The organism is Metabacillus mangrovi (assembly GCF_009711125.1).
GTDB lineage: Bacteria > Bacillota > Bacilli > Bacillales > Bacillaceae > Metabacillus_B > Metabacillus_B mangrovi.
In genome coordinates this window covers 424,791-445,293 of record NZ_WMIB01000001.1, presented here as the reverse complement: position 1 = coordinate 445,293, position 20,503 = coordinate 424,791, and the positions used below count along the sequence as shown (strand labels likewise).

General features: G+C 47.5%; 22 protein-coding genes and 1 riboswitch. Of the genes, 20 read left to right on the top strand and 2 right to left on the bottom strand.

What is annotated here, in order from left to right; genetic code table 11:
• Positions 1 to 194 precede the first annotated feature (194 nt).
• From safA to GKZ89_RS02355, 6 genes are all read left to right on the top strand, one after another.
• Positions 195 to 791 (top strand): SafA/ExsA family spore coat assembly protein, encoded by a 597-nt coding sequence (safA, locus tag GKZ89_RS02380; RefSeq protein WP_155110760.1) that lies wholly within the window; start codon positions 195 to 197, stop codon positions 789 to 791.
• A 120-nt stretch (positions 792 to 911) separates the two neighbouring features.
• A riboswitch (FMN riboswitch) is annotated at positions 912 to 1,056 on the top strand.
• Positions 1,057 to 1,197: 141 nt separating this feature from the next.
• Positions 1,198 to 2,286 carry a bifunctional diaminohydroxyphosphoribosylaminopyrimidine deaminase/5-amino-6-(5-phosphoribosylamino)uracil reductase RibD gene (gene ribD / locus GKZ89_RS02375; RefSeq protein WP_338324880.1) on the top strand — a complete coding sequence of 363 codons (1,089 nt, stop codon included), beginning with the start codon at positions 1,198 to 1,200 and terminating at the stop codon, positions 2,284 to 2,286.
• Positions 2,287 to 2,937 carry a riboflavin synthase gene (gene ribE, locus GKZ89_RS02370; protein ID WP_155110759.1) on the top strand — a complete coding sequence of 217 codons (651 nt, stop codon included), beginning with the start codon at positions 2,287 to 2,289 and terminating at the stop codon, positions 2,935 to 2,937.
• A gap of 27 nt (positions 2,938 to 2,964) precedes the next feature.
• A complete protein-coding gene (locus tag GKZ89_RS02365) occupies positions 2,965 to 4,158 on the top strand; it encodes a bifunctional 3,4-dihydroxy-2-butanone-4-phosphate synthase/GTP cyclohydrolase II (RefSeq protein WP_155110758.1) in 1,194 nt (397 codons plus the stop codon).
• A 51-nt stretch (positions 4,159 to 4,209) separates the two neighbouring features.
• A complete protein-coding gene (ribH, locus tag GKZ89_RS02360; RefSeq protein WP_155110757.1) occupies positions 4,210 to 4,677 on the top strand; it encodes a 6,7-dimethyl-8-ribityllumazine synthase in 468 nt (155 codons plus the stop codon).
• Positions 4,678 to 4,797: 120 nt separating this feature from the next.
• A complete protein-coding gene (locus tag GKZ89_RS02355; protein WP_155110756.1) occupies positions 4,798 to 5,160 on the top strand; it encodes a GNAT family N-acetyltransferase in 363 nt (120 codons plus the stop codon).
• A gap of 28 nt (positions 5,161 to 5,188) precedes the next feature.
• Here the strand turns inward: GKZ89_RS02355 and GKZ89_RS02350 are convergent, their stop codons facing one another.
• Positions 5,189 to 5,710 (bottom strand): DUF309 domain-containing protein, encoded by a 522-nt coding sequence (locus GKZ89_RS02350; RefSeq protein ID WP_155110755.1) that lies wholly within the window; start codon positions 5,708 to 5,710, stop codon positions 5,189 to 5,191.
• Positions 5,711 to 5,966: 256 nt separating this feature from the next.
• The gene (locus tag GKZ89_RS02345; protein ID WP_155110754.1) at positions 5,967 to 6,062 is read right to left on the bottom strand and encodes a YjcZ family sporulation protein; all 96 of its coding nucleotides are present in this window, start codon (positions 6,060 to 6,062) and stop codon (positions 5,967 to 5,969) included.
• Positions 6,063 to 6,255: 193 nt separating this feature from the next.
• On the opposite strand from GKZ89_RS02345, the gene GKZ89_RS02340 reads away from it, so the two are divergent.
• The 14 genes from GKZ89_RS02340 (at position 6,256) to GKZ89_RS02275 (ending at position 20,372) form a co-directional block, all read left to right on the top strand.
• Complete coding sequence (locus GKZ89_RS02340; RefSeq protein ID WP_430696672.1) at positions 6,256 to 7,008, top strand: segregation/condensation protein A; 753 nt, start codon at positions 6,256 to 6,258, stop codon at positions 7,006 to 7,008.
• Positions 7,005 to 7,595, top strand: coding sequence for an SMC-Scp complex subunit ScpB (gene scpB, locus GKZ89_RS02335; protein WP_155110752.1), 591 nt, complete (start codon positions 7,005 to 7,007; stop codon positions 7,593 to 7,595). Before GKZ89_RS02340 ends, scpB begins: the two co-directional genes overlap by 4 nt.
• A 155-nt stretch (positions 7,596 to 7,750) precedes the next feature.
• On the top strand, positions 7,751 to 8,239 hold the full coding sequence (locus tag GKZ89_RS02330) for a YpuI family protein (protein WP_155110751.1): 489 nt from the start codon (positions 7,751 to 7,753) through the stop codon (positions 8,237 to 8,239).
• A 266-nt stretch (positions 8,240 to 8,505) separates the two neighbouring features.
• Complete coding sequence (locus tag GKZ89_RS02325; protein ID WP_155110750.1) at positions 8,506 to 9,663, top strand: D-alanyl-D-alanine carboxypeptidase family protein; 1,158 nt, start codon at positions 8,506 to 8,508, stop codon at positions 9,661 to 9,663.
• The gene (locus GKZ89_RS02320; protein ID WP_155110749.1) at positions 9,656 to 10,249 is read left to right on the top strand and encodes a nucleoside recognition domain-containing protein; all 594 of its coding nucleotides are present in this window, start codon (positions 9,656 to 9,658) and stop codon (positions 10,247 to 10,249) included. The genes GKZ89_RS02325 and GKZ89_RS02320 overlap by 8 nt, the downstream gene beginning before the upstream one ends.
• The gene (locus tag GKZ89_RS02315) at positions 10,249 to 10,779 is read left to right on the top strand and encodes a spore maturation protein (protein ID WP_155110748.1); all 531 of its coding nucleotides are present in this window, start codon (positions 10,249 to 10,251) and stop codon (positions 10,777 to 10,779) included. The genes GKZ89_RS02320 and GKZ89_RS02315 overlap by 1 nt, the downstream gene beginning before the upstream one ends.
• A 93-nt stretch (positions 10,780 to 10,872) precedes the next feature.
• Complete coding sequence (rluB, locus tag GKZ89_RS02310) at positions 10,873 to 11,616, top strand: 23S rRNA pseudouridine(2605) synthase RluB (RefSeq protein ID WP_155110747.1); 744 nt, start codon at positions 10,873 to 10,875, stop codon at positions 11,614 to 11,616.
• Between the two features lie 141 nt (positions 11,617 to 11,757).
• Positions 11,758 to 12,555 (top strand): undecaprenyl-diphosphate phosphatase, encoded by a 798-nt coding sequence (locus GKZ89_RS02305; RefSeq protein WP_155110746.1) that lies wholly within the window; start codon positions 11,758 to 11,760, stop codon positions 12,553 to 12,555.
• A gap of 1,186 nt (positions 12,556 to 13,741) precedes the next feature.
• Positions 13,742 to 14,266: a thiol-disulfide oxidoreductase ResA gene (gene resA / locus GKZ89_RS02300; protein ID WP_155110745.1), complete on the top strand. Its 525-nt coding sequence runs from the start codon at positions 13,742 to 13,744 to the stop codon at positions 14,264 to 14,266.
• 16 nt (positions 14,267 to 14,282) lie between these two features.
• Entirely contained in the window at positions 14,283 to 15,947 is a 1,665-nt protein-coding gene (gene resB / locus GKZ89_RS02295; RefSeq protein ID WP_155110744.1) for a cytochrome c biogenesis protein ResB, read from the top strand.
• A complete protein-coding gene (ccsB, locus tag GKZ89_RS02290; RefSeq protein ID WP_155110743.1) occupies positions 15,934 to 17,109 on the top strand; it encodes a c-type cytochrome biogenesis protein CcsB in 1,176 nt (391 codons plus the stop codon). The genes resB and ccsB overlap by 14 nt, the downstream gene beginning before the upstream one ends.
• A gap of 151 nt (positions 17,110 to 17,260) precedes the next feature.
• Positions 17,261 to 17,983, top strand: a complete 723-nt coding sequence (locus tag GKZ89_RS02285) for a response regulator transcription factor (RefSeq protein WP_155110742.1) — start codon at positions 17,261 to 17,263, stop codon at positions 17,981 to 17,983.
• Positions 17,980 to 19,794 (top strand): ATP-binding protein, encoded by a 1,815-nt coding sequence (locus GKZ89_RS02280; RefSeq protein WP_155110741.1) that lies wholly within the window; start codon positions 17,980 to 17,982, stop codon positions 19,792 to 19,794. The genes GKZ89_RS02285 and GKZ89_RS02280 overlap by 4 nt, the downstream gene beginning before the upstream one ends.
• On the top strand, positions 19,791 to 20,372 hold the full coding sequence (locus GKZ89_RS02275) for a cob(I)yrinic acid a,c-diamide adenosyltransferase (RefSeq protein ID WP_155110740.1): 582 nt from the start codon (positions 19,791 to 19,793) through the stop codon (positions 20,370 to 20,372). Before GKZ89_RS02280 ends, GKZ89_RS02275 begins: the two co-directional genes overlap by 4 nt.
• Positions 20,373 to 20,503: the final 131 nt, after the last annotated feature.

Sequence of the window (20,503 nt, the reverse complement as noted above, 5' to 3'; positions counted from 1 at the left end):
CAGGATATTTGCGAAACCTCCCCGAGTATGAACAAACGCCTCAGGTATGGAAACTTCTCCGGTTATACGAATCCCTCCAACAAGCGTTTTCTCCCTCCATTCCCAAATTTTTATTATAGATAAAGTTTTCAGAATCCTCTTTAATAAAATAGCAGTCTATTGGATTGTGCAAAACATTATCTGGAGGGATTCATATGTTTAAGAAAGCCGTATCTGCTGCTCTGGCAATCAGTCTCATCGTGCCCGGCGCCGCTTCTGCTGCAAGTACATATACCGTCGTGAAGGGAGATACTCTTTGGAAGATCTCTGTTAAGACGAAGACAGGATTGTCTGAGATGATTCAGGCAAATCCTCAGCTGAAAAACCCTGACCGGATTGCGCCGGGCCAGAAAATCAACATTCCGGGCAATGCCGAGTCTGCTGCCGAACAGCAGGTTGTCCAGCTCGTAAATAAAGAGAGAGCAAAAGCAGGGGTAAAGCCTTTAGCTTCAGATTGGGAGCTTGCCAGAGTAGCAAAGTACAAGTCACAGGATATGCATGACAACCGGTATTTTGATCATAACAGTCCTGTATACGGCTCACCATTCAACATGATGAAAAATTTCGGGGTTACATATAAAACGGCCGGTGAAAACATCGCACAAGGCCAGAAAACACCAGAAGAAGTGATGAAAGCGTGGATGAACAGCCCGGGCCACCGCGCCAACATTCTTCAATCCTCCTATACGCATATCGGTGTCGGATATGTTAAGGATGGGAATTACTGGACCCAGCAGTTTATCAGCAAATAATAAAAAAGCTCCTCTGAGGAGCTTTTTTTTGCATGGTGAAAGAAAGGATTTAAAGGATAATAATCGATAAAATTGCAAAAATTCTTTTAAAAAGATAAAATGGGTTCAAGACAATTGCATAATATCCTTCGGGGCAGGGTGAAATTCCCTACCGGCGGTGATGGGATGATGCATCCCAAAGTCCGTGACCCGGTGGCAATTGCCAGCGGTGGATCCAGTGAAATTCTGGAGCCGACAGTTAAAGTCTGGATGGGAGAAGGATCGAACGTGCGTTTTCAGGCGGGTATTGCAAATTCGGAAAAACCGGGTTGCTGTACTCTTATTTGATATGCCTTCGTGACTTATCCAAGCTCCGGAAAATTCTCCGGGGCTTTTTTGTATTTTTGTCTATAAAGGAGGGGTGGAAGTGCAGGATCAGGACTATATGAAGCTTGCACTGGACCTCGCAAGCCAGGGAATCGGGCAGACTTCTCCTAATCCTCATGTGGGGGCAGTCGTTGTGAAGGATGGGAAGGTTGCGGGTGTTGGAGTCCATTTAAAAGCAGGGGAACCCCATGCAGAGGTTCACGCAATCCGGATGGCCGGTGCTGAGGCAAAAGGAGCGGATGTATTTGTAACGCTCGAGCCATGCAGCCATCACGGGAGAACGCCGCCATGTGCAGAGCTTTTAGTGGAAGCCGGAATCAAAAGAGCGGTGATCGCTGTGCTCGATCCAAATCCGCTTGTAGCAGGAAACGGAGCTGAGCGGTTGAGACAGGCGGGGATCGAGGTTGTGACAGGCTTGATGGAAGAGGAGGCAGCCGCATTAAACCGCTTTTTCTTCCATTTCATACAAACCGGCCTCCCGTACGTGACGTTAAAATCAGCTGCTACACTGGATGGCAAAACTGCTTCCAAAACGATGGACAGCAAATGGATAACAGGAGAGTCTGCCAGAAGAGATGTTCACCGTTTGCGGGAAACTCATGATGCCATCCTGGTTGGGGTCAATACAGTTCTCTATGATGATCCGAGTCTGACTTGCAGGCTGGATCATCCGAAAAAGCAGCCAATCCGGATCATTCTGGACAGGAGCCTGAGAACCCCACTGGATGCAAAAGTCGTACAGGATGGACTTGCTGATACGTGGATTGTAACTGAAGCCGATCCTGAAGGCGCACATGCTTCCGCTCTTAAGGAAAAAGGGGTAAGGCTGATCAGGATGGGATCCGGCAGGTCTCTTGCAGAAGTGCTTCAAGTACTCGGTACGAATGGGGTAACTTCCATCCTCGCTGAAGGAGGATCAGAGATTCATGGCTCTTTTATCAAAGAAGGCTGCTTTAATGAAATGGTTTTGTATCTTGCCCCAAAACTGCTCGGCGGAAGAGAAAGCCTGACTGTTGCCGGCGGACCGGGATTTTCATTGATGGAAGAAGCAACAGATTTGCGGTTCACGGGCAGTGAATGGCTCGGCAGTGATCTAAAGCTTACTGCAGTGCGGAAGGAGACCGGGTAGATGTTTACAGGACTTGTAGAAGAAATCGGTACAGTAGAAAGAATCGAATCATCCGGAAACATGATGGCTTATACGATAAAAGCTTCTGAGGTTCTCGAAGATGTGAAACTCGGGGACAGTATTTCAGTAAACGGAGTCTGCCTCACGGTGACCCGCTTTACCCGTACTCATTTTACTGTAGATGTGATGCCAGAGACCGTGAACGCATCCAGCATTAAAAACTGGAAACGCGGAACGCCGGTGAACCTTGAAAGAGCGATGGCGGCAGGCGGGCGGTTTGGCGGTCATATGGTGAGCGGCCACATAGACGGCACCGGCTCGATCAAATCCATTAAAAAGGATCAGAATGCCATATATTTTGATATCGTGACGGATCACACAATCACAGATACCCTTGTGAAGAAGGGCTCTATTGCAATCGATGGAATCAGCCTGACCATTTTCGGGCTCAATGACGGCTTCATCCAGGTTTCCATCATTCCCCACACCTTATCCCAGACTGTGCTTGGTTCGAAAAAGGCAGGAGATCTGGTGAACCTGGAATGCGATATGATCGGGAAATATGTTCGTAAATTTATGAAAGCCGGTGAAGCTCAGGGACAGGGTTCCGGAATGACCGAAGCGTTTCTTGAAATGAATGGTTTTAAATAAATGCTGATGTGACTGGAGGCTGATGGAATGTTTCATTCAATCGAAGAAGCACTTGAAGATTTGAAGCTTGGGAAACCGGTCATAGTAGTGGACGACGAAGACCGTGAAAATGAAGGGGATTTTATCGCGCTTGGAGAAAAGGCATCGCCTGAAGTCATCAACTTTATGGCTACTCACGGAAAGGGGCTCATCTGCACACCGATGACAGAGGAGCTTGCTGACAGGCTGAATCTGAAGCCGATGGTCGACCGCAATACAGATCCGCACGGAACGGCATTTACTGTGAGTGTGGACTATAAGACGACGACAACCGGGATCAGCGCATATGAGCGCTCTGAAACGATACAGGCTTTTCTGGACCGGAATGCTGCTGCCCAGGATTTCAAGCGTCCCGGTCATGTGTTCCCGCTTGTGGCAAAAGAAGGCGGAGTTTTAAGAAGAGCCGGTCATACAGAAGCAGCGGTTGATCTTGCGAAGCTTTGCGGTTCCGAACCGGTCGGCGTAATTTGCGAGATCATGAGCGGGGATGGAACGATGGCCCGTCTGCCGGAACTGATTGAGCTTGCTGAAGCGATGGACTTGAAAATTATTTCCATCGAGGACTTGATCATGTACCGGAATCGCGCAGATAAGCTTGTACAAAGAGAAGTGGAAATCAAGCTCCCTACTGAATACGGGAACTTCAAAGCGATCGGGTATTCCAATCTGCTTGACGGCAAAGAGCATGTCGCTCTCGTGAAGGGTACGATTGACCCGGAAAGCCCGGTGCTTGTGAGAGTTCACTCTGAATGCCTGACCGGCGATGTATTCGGCTCCTGCCGATGTGACTGCGGCCCGCAGCTGCATGCCGCTCTGGCGCAGATTGAGGAAGAAGGAAGCGGGATTCTGCTGTATATGAGACAGGAAGGCAGAGGGATCGGCCTGCTGAATAAATTACGGGCCTATAAGCTTCAGGAAGAAGGCTACGATACGGTCGAAGCGAATGAAAAGCTCGGCTTCGGTGCAGATCTAAGAGACTACGGGATTGGCGCACAAATCCTGAAAGATCTGGGGCTGAAAGAGCTGCGCCTGCTTACAAATAACCCGAAAAAAATTAAGGGGCTGGAGGGTTACGGCCTGAAGATCGCGGACCGCGTTCCAATCCAGATGCCGCATCAAGACGAAAACGAAAAATACTTAAAAACGAAACATCAAAAGCTCGGGCACCTGCTTAACTTTTAAGGTGAAAAGATCCGGGACGGAAAACAGTATATCAAAACGGAGGCGGAAAAAATGACAAAAGTATATGAAGGCAATTTAGTCGCATCAGGGTTAAGAATTGGGATCGTAGTTGGCCGTTTTAATGAATTCATTACAAGCAAACTGCTTGGCGGCGCTCAGGATGCACTGAAAAGGCACGGTGCAGAGGAAGAAAATGTAGAAATCGCCTGGGTTCCGGGTGCGTTCGAGCTTCCGCTTATCGCGAAGAAAATGGCTGAATCCGGCAAGTATGATGCAGTCATCACACTCGGTACCGTGATCCGGGGGTCCACGACTCACTACGATTATGTATGCAGTGAAGCAGCTAAAGGGGTGGCCAACGCATCCGCTGCGACGGGCGTACCGGTTATTTTTGGGGTTCTGACGACAGAAACCATTGAACAGGCGATTGAGAGAGCAGGTACAAAAGCTGGAAACAAGGGCTGGGAGGCCGCTGTGTCCGCGATTGAAATGGCTAATCTTCTAAAGGCATTCGGCTAATTTGACCGAAAAGTGTTTAAAAAGCGGTGACTTCTGTTTATAATGTTATGTGGAGTCATTATTTATTCCGTATTGCTCTATTGCTCTAAACAGAGCCAATTCGCTAATTGAGGGGTACTTATGCTAATTCGCTTTAAGAAAAGCTTTGAGAAGATTGCGATGGGACTGCTTTCCTTTATGCCTGCAGAAAAAGAACTGAAAACTCTTCAGCAAACCATTAAAGCCTATGAAACAGAGAAAGACTGGCAGCTGTTTCTTTGGAAAGAAGAAGAGGATATTATCGGTGCACTCGGCGTTCTTCTGAAAGAGAATGAAGAAGTGGAAATTCAGCACGTGAGCGTGAACCCGTCTTACCGTCAACAGGGAATCGGAAAAAAGATGGTCTTTGCGTTAAAGGACATCTACAGTAATAAGACAATCATTCCGAACGAGCATACAGAATCATTTTTTGAAAAATGCCGGGAAACCGGCAGCTCACAATAAAGAAGCAGAGGATGCCATCCTCTGCTTTTTATGTATTCTTTTTCTTTGAAGCAAGCTGGCTCAGCCGTTCTTCGATGACCCCGCTCCGGTCGCGAAGCATATGGCGGTGAACGAGCTCGTGGTTTTGTAAATCACTGTCTGAGAGCCAGACCATGCCTTTTTCTTCCGCTCCGTTTTTGCAGGCATTCTCCAAGGCTTGATCGGCCAGCGGCAAATCCATGCTTTCATAAGGCTTTCCGGACCGGATATCCTGCAGGCGTTCAGACAGAACGGTGCTTAGCCGATTTTCATGCAGCCCTAATTTTCCAATCCGCCCGGGATTCCCGGTCATAAACTTTAAAGAACCTGCAAGGAGACGCTCTGCTCCTTTAAAGTTCCCCCGCCTCTGATGGTACAGGCTTACAGCGATCTGGATCAGACAGACCCAAACCGGATCCCGCTCTTCTGCCGGTGCTTCTTTCCAGTATTCCTCGAGAATTTCATGGCACTCAAAATAGTCACGGTCTCCGTGAAAATGGATCAGAAAATCAATATAAGGATCTGGATACATCTTTTCACACTCCAATGATCAGTTATTCAGATTGTATCACATCGCCTTTCAGGCCAAAAAGGAAATGCTGCTGTGCAGCGGAAAGGCTGTTTTAGCGCATTATGCCGATTGGAGCTTTGTTTAATCATCGTGCTGATTTTTTACACCTGCTGATTGGAGCGTTGAGCGAACATCAACAGCTAAGTTCGACAGAGGTCTTCTGAACAAGAGCCTTCATAAAAAAGAAAGCGCCCTGTATGGCGCTTTCCGGCTTTTCTTAGTAGAGCCAAGCTGCTCCGACAATAATCAGCAAAATGAAAAGTACAACGATCAGAGCAAAGCCTCCGCCGTATCCGAAACCACCATCACCCATTTGATTGCCCTCCTTCAAAATCATGCTGTTTTCATTCGTATCATATGTGCAACAGCCTCATTTGTCTGGGCATCCGCCCGGTTTCCGGAAAAAATCCTTCTGCCGGTGAGGCAAAATTGTATTGGACTCCCGTTCACATTGTTCTATACTAAAGGATAGCCCAGTTTAAAGAAGGATGTTGGTGAGTTTACGTTTGGAATATCAAGTGAAGATAGATGCATTTGAAGGTCCGCTTGACCTGCTTCTGCACTTAATTAACCGATTGGAAATTGACATATATGATATCCCGGTGTCCCAGATTACCGAGCAATACCTTTTGTATATTCATACAATGAAGGAACTGCAGCTCGATGTGGCATCAGAGTACCTTGTCATGGCAGCGACTCTGCTTTCCATCAAAAGCAAAATGCTGCTTCCGAAGCAGGAGGAAGAGCTTTTTGATGAGGAACTGAACCTGGAGCAGGAGGAAGATCCGCGTGATGAGCTGATGAGAAGGCTCATTGATTACCGCAGGTACAAAGAAGCGGCAGGAGAGCTGAAAACCCGTGAAGAAGAGAGGGCACTCGTGTATACAAAAGCGCCGAGTGATTTGAGTGAGTATGCACAGGAGCCTATGCCTGACAAAGCACCGCTCGATATTTCGGTTTACGATATGCTCAGCGCATTTCAGAAGGTAATGAGAAGAAAGAAGCTTCAAAAGCCGCTGCAGACAAAAATTGCCCGCCAGGAGATCCCGATTGAAAAGAGAATGAATGAAATATTGGCAGATCTGGCATCCCGGACCGGCCGCTGCAACTTTACGGATCTTTTTCCTGAAGCCTCAAAGGAATATCTCGTCGTTACATTCCTCGCCGTTCTGGAATTGATGAAATCACAGAAAATAACAATCCAGCAGGAAGGCAATTTTCAGGATTTATATATAACAGGGAGTGGAAAAAGCAATTGACAGAAATCATCAAGTGGAAGTCCATCACAGAAGCACTGCTGTTTGCTGCAGGCGACGAGGGGCTTTCTTTAAAGCAGCTCATGAATGCCCTGGAAGCCGAGGAACATACAGTCCGGTACATACTCAGTGACTTGGAAGCGGGCTACCAGCACCAGGACCGCGGAATTGTCATGACCGAGGTCGCAGGCGTTTACCAGCTGACTACTAAAAAAGAGCACGCCCCTTATCTCAAAAAACTGGTAGAATCACCGGGGAATCAATCCCTTTCACAGGCCGCCCTTGAAACACTGGCGATTATTGCCTACAGACAGCCTCTCACAAGGCTTGAAATTGAAGAAATAAGAGGCGTTAAAACCGAACGCCCGCTTCAGACCCTCGTCTCAAAAGCACTGATTAAAGAAGTCGGAAGAGCTGAAGGGACGGGAAGAGCGATTTTATATGGTACAACCGATGAGTTTTTGGAACATTTCGGTCTGAAATCTCTGGATGATCTGCCTCCGCTTCCGGATGGCGGTGAAGAGCCTGTCCAGGAGGAAGCGGATCTCTTTTTTGAAAAGTTCAGCCAGACAATAGAAGAAGCAAAATAAGAATCAAATTTTCTGAAAATATGGTACTATTAAATTGAAAGAACCTTCATAACGGGGAATACATACAGAGAATGTGCCGTATGAAAAGGGACGATGAAAACAAACTTAAACAAGAGCCGCCCTTCAAATGATTGCTCTGAGAGGAAGTGGATCAATTGGGTAATTCAATGGTGAAAGTACAAACCGAACAAACAGCCGAATTCTTGAGTTCGGCAGTAGCAGATCTGACTGTGTACCTGAATGCCGTTACCATTCAATCCATGCTTGAGGAAGAAGCGGGAGACCGGCAATTCTTCGAAGAACTGCTGAGCAACTTCCGCCGGCTTACCGTGTTTTGCGAGGAAGGCCTTGAAGCCTGCACCATCATCACACAAACCGAGCCGTTCAGAAAAGCCGCAGCGGAAAAAATTCTGTACAGAGTCTATCATCAGTGTGTAGAAGAATTTTTCCAGCCTAAACATGATGTCTGGTATGAGGACAGCCGTTCAGCCTACACGGGGAAGAACTCGATCAAATTCCGCCAGCAGGTGCCCGTTTCGGCGTCCAGTCTCGTAGCCAATCTGGAAAGCCGATTCCAGCAGATGAGGGAAGAATTGGAATATTATGAAACAGACTACAGGACGAAAATGATGCAGTCCAGATAAAAGAAATCCCTGCCGGTGCAGGGGTTTTTTTTTGTCCGATGGCTTCCGGCGCCGCCCTTAACCCGGCAGCTTATCCGTTCCTAATCCCTTTTTCTATCAAAGCGGATCGTGCTTTCCCTCTTCTTCAGCCTCTCAGTTCATACCAGTGGTTCTATTTTTTTGTTTGTAAGCAGGATTCTGTTTCCATTTTCCGATATAGCGCTCTGGCATATTTGATTTTGCCCGGCATACACTTGTACAAATATGGACAAGGGACGTGGAGGCGGATGAAAGCAATTAAAAGACTACTGGCAGCCGGAGTGATACTTGCCCTGCTGATCCCGGCAGCTGCAAAGGCCGAAGTTTCAAAGGAAGCAGCCGTCAGCGCGAAAAGTGCGATTTTAATAGAACAGTCGACCGGAAGGGTTTTGCTATCAAAGAATGAACATGAAAAATTAAGAATTGCGAGTATCACAAAGATCATGACGGCGATCCTGGCCATTGAATCAGGAAAGATGGATGAAGAAGTCACCGTAAGCTCACGGGCGGTCTACACAGAGGGGTCCTCCATCTACCTTCAGGCAGGAGAAAAAATCAAGCTGCGGGAGCTCGTCTATGGCCTGATGCTCCGCTCCGGAAATGATGCTGCTGTAGCGATTGCCGAGCATGTAGGCGGGAGTCTTGAAGGCTTCGTAATAAAGATGAACCAAAAAGCGGAAGAAATCGGGATGAGCGGGACAGAGTTTGCCAACCCGCACGGATTAGATGATCACGAAAATCATTATTCTACTGCCTACGATATGGCGCACCTCATGAAGTATGCGATGCATAATGATGAATTTAAAGAGATATCCGGTACAGAGGTACATAAATCGCCCAATCCTTCTGAGAAGTGGGACCGCGTCTGGAAGAATAAGAATAAACTTCTGACTGCGCTGTATCCCTACTGTACTGGCGGAAAAACAGGCTACACAAAAAGAGCGAAAAGAACACTTGTTACAACAGCATCCAGGGACGGTCTGGATTTGATCGCGGTAACAATCAATGCCGGAGATGATTGGAACGATCACATTGGAATGTATAACTATGGGTTTGATCATTATGATTTGTTTAAAATAAAGCCTAAGGGAGAGTTAAGCTCTCTCGGGGATCCTTTTTACAAAGGCAAAGCATTTATTCAAAGGGATGTATTTTATCCTCTGACAGAAGACGAGAAAAATTCCCTGAAAACAGAAGTTACTCTTCAAAAGCCGCTAAAGAGCTGGAAGGATGCCAAAAAAATTCCGCAAGTCGTCGGGCAGCTGAAGGTATTTGCAGCTGAAGAGCAGATTCTGGACGTTCCGGTTTATTATGAAAACGGGAATGTAAAAAAGCCGCAAGCGTCCATTTGGGATTCACTAAGAAAAATGTTTTTTGCTCTGTCTGGAGCAAATACAGATGGTTAATTACATCTGGGTGGCAATGATCGTGATCGGCATTGTATTCGCCTTATTCAACGGCACAATCGATCAGGTGAATGCTGCGATATTTAAAGGGGCAAAGGATGCGGTTACGATCTCGTTCGGTTTGATCAGCGTGCTCGTTTTCTGGCTCGGGCTGATGAAGATCGCCGAAAAAGCAGGATTGCTTGAAGCTCTCGGAAAGCTGTGCCGGCCTGCTGTGAAGAGAATCTTCCCAGAAGTGCCGCCGGATCACCCTGCAATGGGGTACATCCTCTCGAATACGATGGCCAACCTCTTCGGACTCGGGAATGCAGCAACGCCTCTTGGAATTAAAGCGATGGAGGAGCTGAAAAAACTGAACGGGGGAAAGGATTCGGCCAGCCGGTCCATGATTACCTTTTTGGCCGTCAACACCTCAAGCATCACCCTCATTCCAACAACAGTCATTGCAGTCAGGATCTCCTACGGATCATCAAACCCGGCCGATATTGTCATGCCTACGCTGATCGCGACCATCATCTCTGCTATAGGGGCATTGCTGATTGACAGATGGTTTTATTATAGAAGAAAGCGGAAGGGTGAAGCCTGATGGAGTGGATCAGTCTCTTGTCGCTCTGGCTAATTCCTCTGATCATTGCCCTGATTCTCATAGCGGGCACAGTCAGGAAAGTTCAGACTTATGAAGCCTTTGTGGAAGGGGGGAAGGAGGGGATCGAGATTTCGTTCTCCATCATTCCTTACCTTGTAGGAATGCTTGTAGCCATCACCATTTTCAGGGCTTCGGGCGCAATGGAATTCCTTCTGGATATGCTTAAGCCTGCTCTTTCGTTAATCGGCGTTCCCTCCGATATCGTACCGCTTGCTTTTATCCGGCCGATTTCCGGTACAGCGGCCCTCGGGCTGACCACTGATTTGATCGCCAGCAACGGCCCTGACTCGTTTATAGGAAGGCTTGCTGCCGTGATGCAGGGAAGTACAGATACGACCCTCTATATCCTGACCGTCTACTTTGGCGCTGTCGGGATCAGGAAAATGGGAGATGCACTAAAAGTCGGCCTGCTTGCGGACCTGATCGGAGTAGCAGCATCCATTGTCGTCGTTTCGATCCTATTTTCATAAACCACTGCCGAAAACCTGTCTGCACAGGTTTTCTTTTTTGCAAGCTTGTTTAATGGGATGGAAACAAGTAAGATGTACAAAGAGGTGAAGAGCATGGAACGATTGCAAAAAGTAATTGCGCACGCAGGCATTGCCTCCAGAAGGAATGCCGAGCAGCTGATTTTAGATGGAAGAGTAACAGTAAATGGAAAAACCGTGAGAGAACTCGGGGTAAAAGTATCCGGAAATGACAAGGTTGAAGTAAACGGGGTTCCTTTAGAGAAGGAAGTACCGGTTTATCTTTTATTATATAAGCCAAGAGGTGTCATATCTGCAGCACAGGATGATAAAAACAGAAAAACAGTCAGAGACTTCTTCCCGGAATTTAAGGAGCGCATCTATCCTGTCGGAAGGCTGGACTATGATACATCCGGATTGATTCTGATGACAAATGACGGCGAATTCGCCAACCTGCTGATGCACCCAAAATACGAAATTAACAAAACGTATGTTGCAAAAGTAAAGGGCATCCCGCACAAGGGCATTCTGCGCACACTGGAAAAAGGTGTGAAGCTCGAGGACGGCACGACAGCACCTGCAAAAGCAAAACTGCTGTCCCTTGATAAAAAGAAAAACACAAGCATCGTAGAACTGACCATCCATGAAGGCCGGAACCGCCAGGTAAGACGCATGTTTGAAGCGATGGGCTATCCGGTCCTGAAGCTGAAAAGAGAGACCTACGCTTTTCTTGATCTGAGAGGACTCGGCACCGGTGACTCCAGAGAGCTCAGCCCGCATGAAGTAAAACAGCTGCGGGCACTTGCGGAAACCGGTAAAGTAGGTTCCGAGAGGTACTAATTCATATAGCAGGAAAACAGAGAAACGCAGATGGCGTTTCTTTTTTTTGAAAAAATCCTCTGCAGTATTGAAGCTGGAGTTTATTTCCTGTATAACTAGCAAGGGAGGATTATTCTGGAAAAATTAAATGAGGTGCAGGAAATGAATGATATTCTTATCGGAATCATAATGGGACTAATTGAAGGACTTGCAGAATTTCTTCCTATTTCGTCAACAGGGCATCTTATTTTAACAGCTGAAATCATCGGCTTCAGCGAGGATCCCCGCGAACCGGTCTTTGAAGTGTTCATCCAGTTTGGGGCCATTCTGGCGATCGCTGTCCTTTATTGGCGGAGGCTGCTGTCTATGTTTAACCTGAAGCCCCTGATAAAAAAAGAAAAAAAGTTTAATGCTCTTCATGTTGTACTGGGGATTCTCCCTGCTGTAGCTGTTGGGGCGATTTTTTACGGCACCATTAAATCCATGTTTCACTGGAGCTATGTGGTGGCCGGACTGATTGCCGGTGCCGTATTGATGATCGCAGCAGAAAAACTGAAAAAGAAACCGAAAGCCACAACTTTGGATGAACTAACGTACAAACAGGCACTGACGATTGGGGTCTTCCAATGTCTGGCCGTATGGCCGGGGTTTTCAAGAGCCGGCTCCACCATCTCAGGCGGCCTTCTCGCAAGGGCCGATTATAAAACCGCCTCGGAATTTTCTTTTTTAATTGCCGTCCCGTTGATGGCTGGTGCAGCATCACTCGATCTGATCAAGAACCTGAATGTGCTGCAGGCGGCTGATATTCCATTGTTCGCCGCAGGCTTCGTGACCGCATTCGTCGTAGCGATGGCCGCGGTTCTTACCTTCTTAAACATCTTGAAAAAAGCGGGCTTGATTCCCTTCGCCATTTATAGAATTGTACTGGCAGGAGTTTTCTGGGTGTACATCATTCAGTAAGTTTAGCAAGTAGCTACAGACAAGCCTTCTTTTCTGCAAAAAATGACGAATGAAGGCGAATAATCGATAAACCTAAATTTTCGGAGATATATCCTATCTTTCGAAGATAAAATCTAAATTTCGAAAATAAAAAATTTTTTTCGAAGATAAATCATTCTTTTCGGAGATATAAAGCTGCTGGCATGCAAGCTATTGTAGTATACGAAGACTTTTCAATATTCATTGTTTCATAAATTTAAACTTTACTGATTTTATGTCTCTTTGGAGCCTGGAAAAGCCCCGTTTTATTTCTTTTTTTCTATTTATCGGCCTGCATGGTGCATGTCAGCTTTTAGCTGCGGCAGGACGCCGCGCCCTTAGCAGAACATCATTAAAATGCCTCTCGGTCGGAGGCCTGCACGATGCAGGTCAGTTCTGCGTTGCGACAGGACGTCGCGCCCTTAGCAGAACTTCCTTATCTGAGCCGCCTCCGCACTAGTTTTGTCCAGCTCCGGGCGCTATGCCGCAGGCCCATTTCACACACTCGGTCGAGGGCCCGCACGATGCAGGTCAGTTCTGCGTTGCGGCAGGACGCCGCGCCCTTAGCAGAACTTCCATTAAAAACCCCTCTCGGTCGGGTGCTCCAATGTGCCAGTCGGAGGCCCGCACGATGCGGGTCAGTTCTGTGTTGCGGCAGGATGCCGCGCCTTTAGCAGAACTTCTTTACTGGAAGCGCCCTCCGCTTTTCTCATCATCCGGCTCCGGCGGCTAGCTCTTCGGCCGCTTCGCTCTCTCGGTCGGGGCAAAAAGCGCCCCTCGGTCGAGAGCTCCACCGTCCTTCAGAGGCCTGCACGATGCAGGTCAGTACTGCGTTGCGACAGGACGTCGCGCCCTTAGCAGAACTTCCTTATCTGAGCCGTCTCCGCACTAGTTTTGTCCAGCTCCGGGCGCTATGCCGCAGGCCCATTTCACACCCTCGGTCGAGGGCCCGCACGATGCGGGTCAGTTCTGCGTTGCAGCAGGACGCCGCGCCCTTAGCAGAACTTCCATTAAAAACCCCTCTCGGTCGGGTGCTCCAATGTGCCAGTCGGCATGAGCGAGCGCCCTCTGCTTTTCTTTTTTTCACATAACCTTCAAATAAAAGATTTTGGGAGCGTTTTCGTAGTGATATAATAATAGGAAATAGATACATAGCAGGGGAGTTTATATGAGGAAAAGAAGGCGGCTTGTTTTGAGGAGCAGTATTCTTCTTGTGCTTGCGGCGGCACTGGCGTATACGCTCTATTCGAATTTTTTTGCGGACCGGGAGAGAGTGAAGGTAGGGAGTGCGGCTCCGGATTTTGTTTTGACGGATCTGAAGGGAGAACGGCTTCAGCTGTCAGAATTGAAAGGAAAGGGTGTACTGCTGAATTTTTGGGGAACATGGTGCGAGCCATGCAAGAAAGAAATGCCGTATATGGATAATCAATATTCCTACTATAAAGAGCAAGGCGTTGAAATTATTGCGGTGAACATTGCTGAGTCGGATATTGCGGTTTCAAGCTTTGCGAAGCAGTATGGACTATCGTTTCCGATCGGCATCGATAAGGACCGGCAGATTCTGGACCAATACGGGGTTAAGCCGCTTCCTACAACCTATCTGATCGACAGCAGCGGGAAGGTTACCGATATCGTGAAAGGGCAGCTGACTGAACGGAATATACGGGATATGATGGAATCAATTAAACCTTAGACAGGGAGTCATGCGCATGGAAGAAGTAAAATGCGAGTGCGGACACGTTAATCCTCCGGGAACCCTGCTTTGCGAATCGTGCGGCAAGCAGCTGGCGGAATATGAGAATCCGGTCACTCATTCAGGGCCCTTGCTGGATATGAGGTATGATGGAAGTGCCAGAAGATCACAGACGTATCAGAAAACGTGGGTCGATAAGGTCTGGAATTTTTTTTCGTCCGTAAAAGTGGGCATCTGGCTGATCGTTCTGGTGCTTGGAGCTTCAGCTGTAGGAACCATTTTTACACAGGTGGAGTATATACCGTCCAATGTGTTGCCTGAAGACTATTATCAGGATGAATTCGGGGTGCCGGGAGAGATTTATTACCAGCTTGGGTTTCATGACCTGTACGGGTCATGGTGGTATATTTCCCTCGTGGCCGCACTTGGGATCTCGCTTGTCGTAGCCAGTCTGGACAGGGTGGTTCCCCTCTACAGGGCTCTTAATGTGCAGGGCATTACGAAAAACACAGGATTTATGAAGCGCCAGCGCCTGTTCGGTGAGAGAGTGATGGAAAAAGACAGCAGCCTGGACACAGTGAAGCAGCGGCTCGAGAAAAAAAGATACAAAGTGTTTACAGAAGACGGCAATCTTTTCGCTGAAAAAGGGCGGTTTTCAAGATGGGGTCCTTACGTTAACCATGTCGGGCTGATTATTGTATTGATCGGTGCCATGCTGAGATTTGTGCCGGGGATGCATGTGGATGAGACGGTATGGCTGAAAGAGGGGCAGCTATCCGCCATACCGGGAACGGGCGGCGAATACTTTTTGAAAAACGAGAGATTCATCGTTGAATCGTATGAATCCGGCAGCGAAAAAGAAGTGTTTAAAGAGGCGATCAGTGAAGCCGGTGAAGGAAATGTGGCGAAAAATTTCCAGACGGATGTAGTCCTCTATCAGAGAAACGGTCAGTCCCTGCCTGGAGAAGAACCTGAACTGAAGGAAATAAAGCGTGATTCAATCAAGGTTAACCAGCCGCTTCACTTCGGGGCTTTCGGTGTGTATCAGAACAGTTATTCCACAGGTGCCATGAAAGAGCTGAAGTTTAATTTGCTCGTTAAAGAAACCGGTAAAACGATGGGTCCGATTACCGTCAACCTCGATGAGCCGGAAACGGAGTATGATTTGGGAGAAGGATATAACGTATCGATTTTAAGCTACCTGCCGGATTTTTATATGAATGAAGACGGCAGGCCTGATACGAAATCGCGGGCTCCCAACAACCCGGCATTTGTGTTCAATATGAAGTCGCCCGGCAACCCTGAAGGGGAAACGAGTTTTGTAGGAATTCAGATGAACCTGGAGCCGAATGGCGAGAACAAACTGGCTATGAAATTTGCAGGTGTTGAAACCGTCAGTCAGTCTCTCCTATCTGTGAAAAAAGATTTGACGCTGTGGATCCTTGCGCTCGGCGGATTGATTTTTATGATTGGTGTGTGCCAGGGAATGTACTGGAACCACAGAAGAATCTGGCTGAAACGGGAAAATGGCATGGTTTATATTGCTGCGCACACAAACAAGAACTGGTTTACTTTAAAGAAGGAAGTTGAGGATGCAGTTGAGGGAACATCCTTCCCGGCACCTTGGGATCAAAAAAATAGCGAGATGCAGACCGGAGGGGTAGGAGTTGGCGGAAATTAGCAGCGGGCTGCTTAATGCAGCTTTCATTTTGTATTTGGCAGCCGTTTTTTTATTCGGAGGATCCATCCCTGACAAGCGCCAGAAAACGGCTGGTCCGAACAGGTGGGCAAAATCTGCGGTAGCTGTGACAATCGCAGGGTTCACTGCACAGCTTGGCTTTTTCATAACACGCTGGATTGCTTCAGGACACGCGCCTGTCAGCAACATGTATGAGTTTACGACCTTTTTTGGAATGATGATGGTATTGGCATTTATCATTATTTATTTTATGTATAAAGTATCCATTATCGGGCTTTTTACACTGCCGGTCGTGCTTCTGATCATCGCTTATGGAAGTATGTTTCCAAGATATGTCACTCCGTTGATCCCTGCCCTGCAGAGTGAGTGGCTTTATATTCACGTGACAACCGCTGCGCTTGGGCAGGCGATTCTTGCAATCAGCTTTATTGCCGGGCTCGTATACCTTGTAAGGAATATTGACCAGTCCGAGCCTTCAAAAAAGACCTTCTGGCTTGAAGTGATCATGTTTGTCCTGATTTTAACGGTAGGATACATTCTTATTACGACCGGTTTCAGACTTGCAAACTTTGAGACGGAATTTTCCTGGGTGGATAAACGAGGAAAAGAAGCGTCCATGGTTTATCATCTGCCTGCTCTAGCGGGTCCGCATGATTGGAAGCTGATGACAGACGGAGCAATGAAACCGCTGTTCTCTCTGCCGGCTATTGTCGATGGAAGCAAGTTCAACACGGTGCTCTGGTCAGTTATATCTGGAACTATTCTGTATGTGCTGTTCCGTCTCATCGCACGGAAAAGAGTGGCGGCAGTCCTTCAGCCGCTTACTAAAAAGGTGAACCTGGATCTGACGGATGAAATCGGCTACCGGTCTGTGACGATCGGCTTTCCGATTTTTACGCTTGGTGCCCTGATTTTTGCCATGATATGGGCGCAGATTGCCTGGAACCGCTTTTGGGGTTGGGATCCCAAAGAGGTCTGGGCACTTATTACCTGGCTGTTTTATGCGGCATACCTCCATCTCCGACTCTCAAAAGGATGGCATGGCGAAAAATCCGCATGGCTCGCAGTCATCGGTTTTGCGATCATAATGTTCAACCTGATTTTTGTCAACATGGTCATCGCGGGTCTTCATTCTTATGCGTAGTTTAGTGTTAACATCATAATCATATATAAAAGGGGGCAGGGCTGGTACCGGCCTCTTTTCCTTTGGACACGCTGTTTATTGCAGAAGCGGCAAGTAAATTAGTATGATGGACGTATACATAACCGAACTTTTAACCAGGGAGGAATCGAAAATGGAAGAAATGGTAAACGGAAGAATTTTAATTGTGGATGATGAGGACCGGATCAGAAGACTTTTAAAAATGTATTTGGAGAGAGAAGGGTACACCACAGAAGAAGCGGAAAACGGGGATGAGGCCCTGGAGCTCGCTTTACTCAACGATTATGAAGTGATCCTGCTTGACTTGATGATGCCTGGCATCGATGGAGTGGAGGTCTGCCGGAGACTCCGCGAGAAGAAAGCAACGCCTGTTATCATGCTCACAGCTAAAGGGGAAGAAGCGAACAGGGTACAGGGATTCGAAGTCGGGACAGATGATTACATCATCAAGCCTTTCAGCCCGAGGGAAGTCGTTCTGAGGGTAAAGGCTTTGCTGCGCCGTTCTTCATCGACAAGCTTCCTGAAAACCGAAACGAAAGCTAAAAATGTGATCGTTTTTGCCCATTTGACAATCGATCATGATGCACACAGGGTGACAGCCGATGGAAAAGAGGTCAGTCTGACTCCTAAAGAATACGAGCTTCTGTACTTCCTGGCAAAAACGCCGGATAAAGTGTATGACCGGGAACAGCTGCTGAAGGAAGTATGGCAATATGAATTTTTTGGAGATTTGCGGACGGTGGATACACACGTGAAAAGACTTCGCGAAAAGCTGAATAAAGTTTCGCAGGAAGCAGCGAAAATGATCGTAACCGTGTGGGGAGTCGGGTATAAATTTGAGGTCGGCAATGAATGAAGCTTTGGCGGAGTGTAGTAGGCAAGCTCTGGGGAACCATCCTCCTGCTCGTAGCCTTTGTTTTGCTCGTATTGACCATCCTTTGGTTTGAATTTATCGAGAATTATCAAACCAACCAGACGGAGATCGAGCTGTCCCAATTCGCGGGTAAAATATCGAGCATCTTGAAAAACCATGAGGATGTAAAAGATTCACCTGCCCTCGCAAAATCAATTGCCCTTGAACTGTCGGATGAGGAAACAGGGATCATGATTGTAGATGAGAATGGGAAAACCTGGTATTCATCAGAAAAAGGAACTTCTAAACAGCCGTACATTTCTCTCGATACCATTAAGAAAGATCCGGAGCTTTCAAGAGTCCTTGAGGGATCAGGGGAAGCCATTAAAACGATAACAGCAGATGAGAATGCTGAGTTCGGGGAAGAAAAGGTTCTTCTGCAGGGAGTGCCTTACCGGCTCACTGAAGGAAAAAATGGAGCGGTGTTCGTCTCTAAATCTCTTTCCTCGATCAGGGAAGCCACTGGCAGCACAACCCGGTATACTTTTATCGGTGCAGCAGTCGGCTTGATTTTGACGACAGTGTTCGCATTCTTTCTTTCAACCCGCATTACCTATCCTTTGCGGAAAATGAGGGAGGCAGCTCTCGAACTCACTAAAGGAAAGTTTGATAAAAAAGTGCCGATTCTTACAGGTGATGAGATCGGGGAACTGGCAGCAGCCTTTAATCAGATGGGCAGACAGCTGAAATACAACATTAATGCGCTGAATCAGGAAAAAGAGCATTTGACCAGCATTTTGAGCAGTATGGCGGACGGTGTCATAACGCTTAACGTAGATGGAGCGATACTTGTGACCAATCCTCCTGCAGAACGTTTCCTGCAGGCCTGGTATTACGAAAAGGAGATGGAGATCAAGGCAGGAGAGGAGCTCCCTCCAGAAGCACAAGAGCTTTTCCGGAGAGTGGTCCATGCAGAGAAGGAACAGATTATCGAGCTGACCCTTCAGGGACGGACATGGGTGATGGTCATGAGTCCATTGTATGATCAGGATTATGTTCGGGGCGCCGTAGCGGTACTCCGGGATATGACCGAGGAACGGCGCCACGATAAGCTGAGAAAAGACTTTATCGCCAATGTTTCCCATGAACTCCGTACCCCTATCGCTCTCCTGCAGGGCTACAGTGAAGCGATCGTAGATGATATTGCCAGTACGGATGAAGAGAAAAAAGAGATTTCAAAGGTCATTTATGAAGAATCATTAAGGATGGGGAGGCTTGTAAACGAGCTTCTCGACTTGGCAAGGATGGAGGCCGGGCATACCACTTTGATGTATGAAGAGGTCCTTATTCCTGAACTGGCAGAAAAAATAGCCCGGAAGTTTCAGGGCATGGCCAGGGAAAAAGCGATCGAACTGAAAACGGACATCCGGCTCACGAAAGAATTCTTTTGGCTGGATCCGGATAAAGTTGAGCAGGTTTTAACGAATCTGGTTGACAATGCGATCCGGCACACCGGTGAAAACGGGACCGTCCTGCTTAAAGTCAGTCTGGCAGATGAAGGGCTCCGCATCGATGTACAGGACACGGGCCTTGGGATACCGGAGGAAGATCTGCCATTTGTTTTTGAGAGGTTTTACAAGGCCGACAAAGCAAGAACAAGGGGAAGATCGGGTACAGGCTTGGGCCTTGCCATTGCCAGGAATATTGTAGAAGCGCATCATGGTTCCATCACTGTGCACAGTAAAATGCATGAGGGGACCACATTCACAGTTTATCTGCCTGAAATGGAAAATAGAGAGGATGGGGAACAATGAATTTATATACGAGAACCGGTGATAAAGGCCAGACGAGCCTTATCGGTGGACGTGTGGACAAGGATGATATCAGGGTAGAAGCTTACGGCACCCTTGATGAACTCAATGCTGTAGTCGGGCAGGCGATGGCTTTGCTTCAAGGAGAACTGTATGAAGATCTTTTCAGGGAACTGGAAAAAATCCAGCATGAATTATTTGACTGCGGCGGAGATCTTGCGTCGGTGCTCAGTGCAGATAAGCGGAAGGATAAAACAAATGCGGGGATGGTGGAATTTCTTGAAGAGCGGATCGATGCTCATGTCAAAGAGGCTCCTCCGCTTGAACGGTTTATTCTTCCCGGCGGAACACAGGCTGCCGCTGCTATTCACCTGGCAAGAACGGTTGCCAGAAGAGCAGAACGCCGAATTGTGACCTTGAACAAGCATGAAGAGATCAATCTGCACGTTTTGAAGTACGTGAACCGGCTCTCAGATTATTTTTTTGCTGCTGCCCGCGTGATCAATTTCAGAGCCGGCATGAAAGATGTGGAATATGAAAGAAGTGCGATTGTTTTTGGGAGAAAAAATAAAGATTCGTAAATTTTTGTGAAAAAGGAAGGAAGCACCTTCCTTTTTTTTATGCACAAAAGGTATAATTTTAAACAGGCTGCCTCAATTTTTCCAGGACCTGTAACCTTTAATGCAATTATGCGACTAAAATGATGAACGGA

Excerpts from the sequence above, each read along its gene's own strand:
- safA (WP_155110760.1), top strand. The coding sequence starts at position 195 with ATGTTTAAGAAAGCCGTATCTGCTGCTCTGGCAATCAGTCTCATCGTG.
- ribE (WP_155110759.1), top strand. The coding sequence starts at position 2,287 with ATGTTTACAGGACTTGTAGAAGAAATCGGTACAGTAGAAAGAATCGAA.
- GKZ89_RS02365 (WP_155110758.1), top strand. The coding sequence starts at position 2,965 with ATGTTTCATTCAATCGAAGAAGCACTTGAAGATTTGAAGCTTGGGAAA.
- ribH (WP_155110757.1), top strand. The coding sequence starts at position 4,210 with ATGACAAAAGTATATGAAGGCAATTTAGTCGCATCAGGGTTAAGAATT.
- GKZ89_RS02355 (WP_155110756.1), top strand. The coding sequence starts at position 4,798 with ATGCTAATTCGCTTTAAGAAAAGCTTTGAGAAGATTGCGATGGGACTG.
- GKZ89_RS02350 (WP_155110755.1), bottom strand. The coding sequence starts at position 5,710 with ATGTATCCAGATCCTTATATTGATTTTCTGATCCATTTTCACGGAGAC.
- GKZ89_RS02345 (WP_155110754.1), bottom strand. The coding sequence starts at position 6,062 with ATGGGTGATGGTGGTTTCGGATACGGCGGAGGCTTTGCTCTGATCGTT.
- GKZ89_RS02325 (WP_155110750.1), top strand. The coding sequence starts at position 8,506 with ATGAAAGCAATTAAAAGACTACTGGCAGCCGGAGTGATACTTGCCCTG.
- GKZ89_RS02320 (WP_155110749.1), top strand. The coding sequence starts at position 9,656 with ATGGTTAATTACATCTGGGTGGCAATGATCGTGATCGGCATTGTATTC.
- GKZ89_RS02315 (WP_155110748.1), top strand. The coding sequence starts at position 10,249 with ATGGAGTGGATCAGTCTCTTGTCGCTCTGGCTAATTCCTCTGATCATT.
- rluB (WP_155110747.1), top strand. The coding sequence starts at position 10,873 with ATGGAACGATTGCAAAAAGTAATTGCGCACGCAGGCATTGCCTCCAGA.
- GKZ89_RS02305 (WP_155110746.1), top strand. The coding sequence starts at position 11,758 with ATGAATGATATTCTTATCGGAATCATAATGGGACTAATTGAAGGACTT.
- resA (WP_155110745.1), top strand. The coding sequence starts at position 13,742 with ATGAGGAAAAGAAGGCGGCTTGTTTTGAGGAGCAGTATTCTTCTTGTG.
- resB (WP_155110744.1), top strand. The coding sequence starts at position 14,283 with ATGGAAGAAGTAAAATGCGAGTGCGGACACGTTAATCCTCCGGGAACC.
- GKZ89_RS02285 (WP_155110742.1), top strand. The coding sequence starts at position 17,261 with ATGGAAGAAATGGTAAACGGAAGAATTTTAATTGTGGATGATGAGGAC.
- GKZ89_RS02280 (WP_155110741.1), top strand. The coding sequence starts at position 17,980 with ATGAAGCTTTGGCGGAGTGTAGTAGGCAAGCTCTGGGGAACCATCCTC.
- GKZ89_RS02275 (WP_155110740.1), top strand. The coding sequence starts at position 19,791 with ATGAATTTATATACGAGAACCGGTGATAAAGGCCAGACGAGCCTTATC.